Source organism: Parabacteroides sp. AM58-2XD (assembly GCF_003463685.1).
Classification (GTDB): Bacteria; Bacteroidota; Bacteroidia; order Bacteroidales; family Tannerellaceae; genus Parabacteroides; species Parabacteroides segnis.
Genome location: NZ_QSDP01000184.1, coordinates 1 through 5,763, shown reverse-complemented (window position 1 = coordinate 5,763; position 5,763 = coordinate 1). Strand labels below are relative to the sequence as shown.

Genomic DNA, 5,763 nt, shown 5'->3' with positions numbered 1-5,763 from the left:
CAAGAACTACGTTGTTTATTATAAATAAACTCTTTGACTACAATAATGTAAGGTAAAATAATCAATACCTATCAGGTTATTTTATGAAAAAAACGTCTAAGCCTAATCTTTTTACCTTTAGTACCCAGATTGTTAACAGAAAACAGTACGCAATTAAATTTACCCACAATTAAGGTTTCCGGAATATATCCGAAATATCGGCTGTCCCTTGAATCGGCAGAATTATCTCCCTCAACATAATAATAAGTACGTTTAAGCCTATAAATAGAATCACAAATGCCATTTATACAAACAGCACGGTTTCTCATTCTCACATCGTTTCCCTCCTCTGCAATTAGTTTTCTCAGGAACAGATAATTCTCCCGTCTGATATGTAAAGTATCATTTTCTTTCTTTATCCGAGTAATTCGCTTTACTAATAATTGGTCCATATTTTCCGGACTGTTGAAAACCACTATATCACCGACTTCCGGATAACCCATTCCAGGAAGTCGCCTATATTTCCAATGAGTATTCCTGTCCATTTCCCGCAACGGGCGTATCCATGTGAAAACATTGATAACCGGAATATCCGCCCATTTAGCAGGAAAACGTGCTCCATACGTAATCTTATCTATCCAAACCCTGTCACCGCAAAGGAGTGTCGGTTCCATACTACCGGAAGGTACTATACATAACTCTCCTACTGCAATCCGGATAAAAAGACAAAAAAGTATGAATAAAATAACAGCAATGACCTTTTTCATCAAAATATGACTTTACCACTTATTTTTCAGTATATTACCTTATACTTAAAGAATCGTACGATCGCATCATAAAATTCCGAATTAAAATGTTTGGTATGGCTATCAGTCACACAAGAGCTGACTATAAACAAATCATCTGTAATCATCCATGTTATCGCCGCCGGATGATTTTTGCTGAACTCCTCCAACACAGATACATACTTGTCATCCATATAAAATACCGATATTTCCGATTTCAATCGTAGCAGTTCATTTTGCACATCTTTTCGTGGCAAATGCGATATGATCAGCATCCTCCCTCCGATTATTTTTTTCAGTTTTTCCAATGAATTCAGCTGTTCCATAATACAAGAGGAGCATGATAAGTCCGAAAAATAGAAAACGACATTATAGCCTCTTATCAATGTTTCCAGTCCCATGCGTCCTATCATTTTATCCTGATACCCCAATGTCCCTGTTACATTCTCAAACTTTTTCCCGTTCAGTTTTAAATAAGAATAGGCCTTCCCCAACTCTTCATTCAAATACTCGTCGGAAACTATTTCATTCTGTGAAACGACTTTATTGTCATTCTTTTTCATGGCAAAATTTAAAAATATATTCGCTACCACGGAAATCAGAATAGCAATATACAAATAGATTCTTTTCATATAGATTCAATTTTATAGTTGTTACTTCTTTACTTTCAATAAAAAGAGCATCGGATTAGTTTCCCCGATATTATTCCGATCCGGAAAACGTTCCTCAATCATCGCTGTTAATTCTTTTGCTCTTTTAGCAGTCAGAAGCCCTTCTTCCTGCCAAGCCTTAAAACCTATATTAATAGCTGCCTGCAACCTTTCTTGCGGACCTACCGATATCAAATAATCTTTATATTGGCCAATTGGATGAGAAAGACCTATAAACAAAAAATCATTCAATATATGGCTAAAGGTTTTGACTTTTTGTGTCTTTTTGTCGTAAACCGTAAACTTGGGAATAACTATATGCTTATTTTTAATAAAGACCTTGTCATTTATTTCAAATATATCCTTAATCCCTGCCATTTTCTTACACTCTAATAGAACTGTCAGAGGAAGACGAGTTCTTTTAAGAATACTCTCACGGTCGACCTTACTCATTGATTTATCTTTATAATCAATAAAATATTTTGGAGTTAACTCATCTCCTCTTATAGTAAAAATAGAATCACGCAAATCTTCTGCAAAAAGAATTTCGTTATCCAGTTTTCGGAAAACACAATAATTAGTTTTTGATAGTTTTTCAATAACCGGATAATACTTATTCACCGTTTTCCCTTTATCATCCTTGATAACTAAAGAATATAAAGGATCACCATGAACCACATTTTCCCGATACAAATAGAACAATCCATTTTGATACTCAAAATTATCAGCATAATAATTCATCGGTATATCTTTTATAAAATCTCCTTCATAAGAAAAAGCAAGAACTTTCGTTCGCATTAAATCATACAAATAGACCACTCGTTCCTCTTCGTTCAATGAAAAATCGGATAAATCAACAAATTCTTCAGGTTCCTGCCCACGGTTCCCGATCTTATACAAATATTTCCCCATATGATCAAACACATAAACGCCTTTTGGATTATTTCTTTCCATGATAAAAATATAACTGTCAGACATCACAACCTTTCTGATTTCTCCTAAAATACATTCATCTTTGAATTCTAAAGGAATCATTTTTATATCCTCTGCAAAGTCAGACAATTTACCATAATCGGTTTCCATATCTGTTATCGGTATAGAAACCATATCACCAATTTCTGTTCTCTTTTGCTCTTCTTTTATTGATGCAGCTGCACCATCGGCTTTTGCATATTCTATCCAGAATTCGCCACAAGGTGATGAAGAACATTGCTTATCTCCTCCTGGTTTACATCTTGTTGAAGCATTACTGACAGATAAGATTCCATACCCATCAGCTTCAACTTTGAATTGTAATCCAAAAGCAGTAACAGTGTCAGCTGCACCTGTGACAATTACGAAACAATCTTCTGATATTTCAGTCCAAAGAACGCCAGTGTCAGTACCAGCTCCCTTACCTGCGTCTCCACCAGTACTAATAGAATCATTACTCTGTGCCAACACTTCTAAATGAAGCGGATGATCCTTAACGCCATCGCCACCCCAGGCGTACTGGATGTTTAACACAAGTGCCAAAAGGAGCATTGCTCCACCGATTTTCAGAAAGCTTTTCTTTTTCATGCTTACCTCCAACTTTAATTGTTATTACTTATTGATTACGCATGAGTTGCTGTAACTCCTACATATTTTTTAATTACCCAAATAACATGAATAAATTATCAACCCTATCTAACCATCACTTCTTTACTTTCATCAAAAAGAGTACCGGGTTAGTCTCCCCCAGATTATTCCGATCCGGAAAACGTTCCTCAATCATCGCCCTTAATTCTTTAGCTCTTTCAGCAGTCAGAATACCTTTTTTCTGCCAATATTTAAAACCATCATCTATCGCCGTTTGAAAATCTTCTTGTCCAACAATTGATATCAAATTATCTTTATATTGACCAATAGGATGATCAAAACCGATAAACAAAAAATCATTCAGTATATAGCTAAATGTTTTGACTTCTTGTGTCTTCTTGTCATAAACCGTAAACTTAGGAACAACTACATTGGTATTGTTAATAAATACTTTATCGTTTATTTCAAATATATCCTCAATACCTGCCATTTTCTTACATTCCAATAAAACTGTCAGAGCCATACGAGTTCCTTTCAAAATACTTTCACGATCTATCTTACTCATTGATTTATCTTTATAATCAATAAAATATTTTGGAGTTAACTCTCCACTTCTTACACTAAAAACAGAATCACGCATGTATTCTGCAAAAAGAATTTCATTATCGAGTTTTCGGAAAATGCAATCATGAATATATGGAGATTTATTAATAAGCGGATAATACTTATTAATCGTTTTTCCTTTATCATCTTTGATTACCAAAGAATAAGCAGGATCACCCATAACCGGACTTTCCCTATATAGGTAAAATAAGTTATCTTGATACTCAAACTTATCTGCGTAATAATTCATCTGTATATCCTTTATAAAATCTCCTTCAAAAGAAAAAATAAGAACTTTCTTTCTCATTATGTCATACAAATAAATAAGTTGTTGCTCTTCATTCAACGAAAAATCAGATAAATCAACAAATTCGTCAGGTCCCTGTCCACAATTTCCAACCCTATATAAATATTTTCCACTATGATCGAAAACGTAAATACCCTTTTGATTATATCTTTCCATTATGAAAATACAACTGTCAGACATCACAATCTTTTCAACTTTGTCCAATATACAATCACCCGAAAATTCAAGAGGAATCATTTTTATATCCTCTGCAAAATCGGATAATTTACCGTAATCAGTTTCCATTTCCGTTATCGGTATAGAAACGATATCTCCTCTCACAGTATTTTTCTTATCTTCTTTTGTTAAATCACATGCAATAGATATAAAAATCAACAATACATACAATATATTTTTCTTCATACTTTTACTATTTAGCATTTATACCAATAAATACTGCTCTAAAATGATCAGTTCTATAAAACCGATTTGCTTTCAGAGCAGTATCTTTCCTAAGTTACTGCGTAGCAGGTGTACCATACATTTCAGTCATTTGTTTCCAAAAGTCCGCACAAAAGAAAGGAGTACATTGTGCATTACCTCCACGTTGACATTTTACTGAAGCATCACTAACAATTATAGGAGCAATCCCATCAGCTCTAATTTTAACTTTTATTCCAAAAACAGAAACCTCAGAACCAGGTTCCCCTTCAACATCCATTGTACATGATGATGCTAGCCGTGACCAAAGAGAATGTGTCTCAATATCACCACTCGTTCCGGTATCATTACTCTGCCCCAACACTTCTAAATGAAGCGGATGATCCTTAACACCATAGCCACTCCAGGCGTATTGGATGTTTAACACAATTGCCAAAAGGAGCATTGCTCCACCGATTTTCAGAAAGCTTTTCTTTTTCATGCTTACCTCCAACTTTAATTGTTATTATTTATTGATCACGCATGAGTTGTTGTAACTCCTGCATATTTTTAATATCCTCTCGTTCGTTTATCAACTCCCGAAGTTCCTTTTTGATACTATCACTATTTTGCCATTGCCTGACATAATAATTCGTGTAACAGCCCAAATAACATGAATAGATAATCAAACTCACAATCATCATCCTCCGAACTCGTTTTTCTTTTAAATGCATGATTGTTACAAACAGATAGGCCATAAGAAGACAACTGGCAACGCCTGGTAAATAGAGATATCGATCGGCCACTATTGCAAATCGTGATATAGGGATAATATGAAGTACAAATAACAGATGTATCAGGAAAAATAAGGAAGTGAAAAGAATAATCCTCCTTTGTCGCAATAAATAGATGCAATAAACGACAAAGATGACGACTACCGGATAAAACCAGAAGCGGAAAGGCATAGCGTATCCCGGTAACATCGGAAAAGGATACAAATAAGACAATTTAATGGGTATCAAGCATTTTGTCAAATATTCGATTAAGGAATAAGCCGCAAAGACAACTCGGTCGATCAATGGATAATCCAGCTCTTCCCGCCGGAATCCTTGTGCTAGCATGGGGATAGTTCCCATATAAAGAGACAGCAACAGGAAAGGCAGTTTTTCTTCCCATATTTTCAGGCGAAGCAGTCCTCTATCTGTTACAAAATCGACCAGTAATAAACATAATGGGAATACCACAGCCTGTTCTTTCCCTAAACAGGAACAAAGAGTTAAAGCCAGGGTTGCCACATAATAACTTAACTTTTCCGTACGGATAAATTTTAAGTAGCATAAAAGTCCCGTTAAATAAAATGATGTATAAACACATTACTGTCCCGTAAAAGTGGATAAATAGTTCTTTGAAATAATTGAAATATAGTCTATTAGATACTACTTTTTAGGCGCGACGATTTGAAATCATACCTTTGAGGTCA

At 34.8% G+C, this 5,763-nt stretch carries 6 protein-coding genes; all 6 read right to left on the bottom strand.

Annotation, left to right across the window (positions count from 1 at the left end):
* Positions 1–71 precede the first annotated feature (71 nt).
* Positions 72–746: a signal peptidase I gene (lepB, locus tag DXA15_RS24385; protein ID WP_128135763.1), complete on the bottom strand. Its 675-nt coding sequence runs from the start codon at positions 744–746 to the stop codon at positions 72–74.
* Between the two features lie 26 nt (positions 747–772).
* Complete coding sequence (locus DXA15_RS24380) at positions 773–1,396, bottom strand: hypothetical protein (protein ID WP_128135762.1); 624 nt, start codon at positions 1,394–1,396, stop codon at positions 773–775.
* A gap of 21 nt (positions 1,397–1,417) precedes the next feature.
* On the bottom strand, positions 1,418–2,974 hold the full coding sequence (locus DXA15_RS24375; protein WP_199676437.1) for a 6-bladed beta-propeller: 1,557 nt from the start codon (positions 2,972–2,974) through the stop codon (positions 1,418–1,420).
* A 115-nt stretch (positions 2,975–3,089) separates the two neighbouring features.
* Complete coding sequence (locus DXA15_RS24365) at positions 3,090–4,286, bottom strand: 6-bladed beta-propeller (RefSeq protein ID WP_128135761.1); 1,197 nt, start codon at positions 4,284–4,286, stop codon at positions 3,090–3,092.
* A gap of 94 nt (positions 4,287–4,380) precedes the next feature.
* Positions 4,381–4,785 carry a hypothetical protein gene (locus DXA15_RS24360; protein ID WP_128135760.1) on the bottom strand — a complete coding sequence of 135 codons (405 nt, stop codon included), beginning with the start codon at positions 4,783–4,785 and terminating at the stop codon, positions 4,381–4,383.
* 28 nt (positions 4,786–4,813) lie between these two features.
* Positions 4,814–5,578: a hypothetical protein gene (locus DXA15_RS24355; RefSeq protein ID WP_233567612.1), complete on the bottom strand. Its 765-nt coding sequence runs from the start codon at positions 5,576–5,578 to the stop codon at positions 4,814–4,816.
* Positions 5,579–5,763 lie beyond the last annotated feature (185 nt).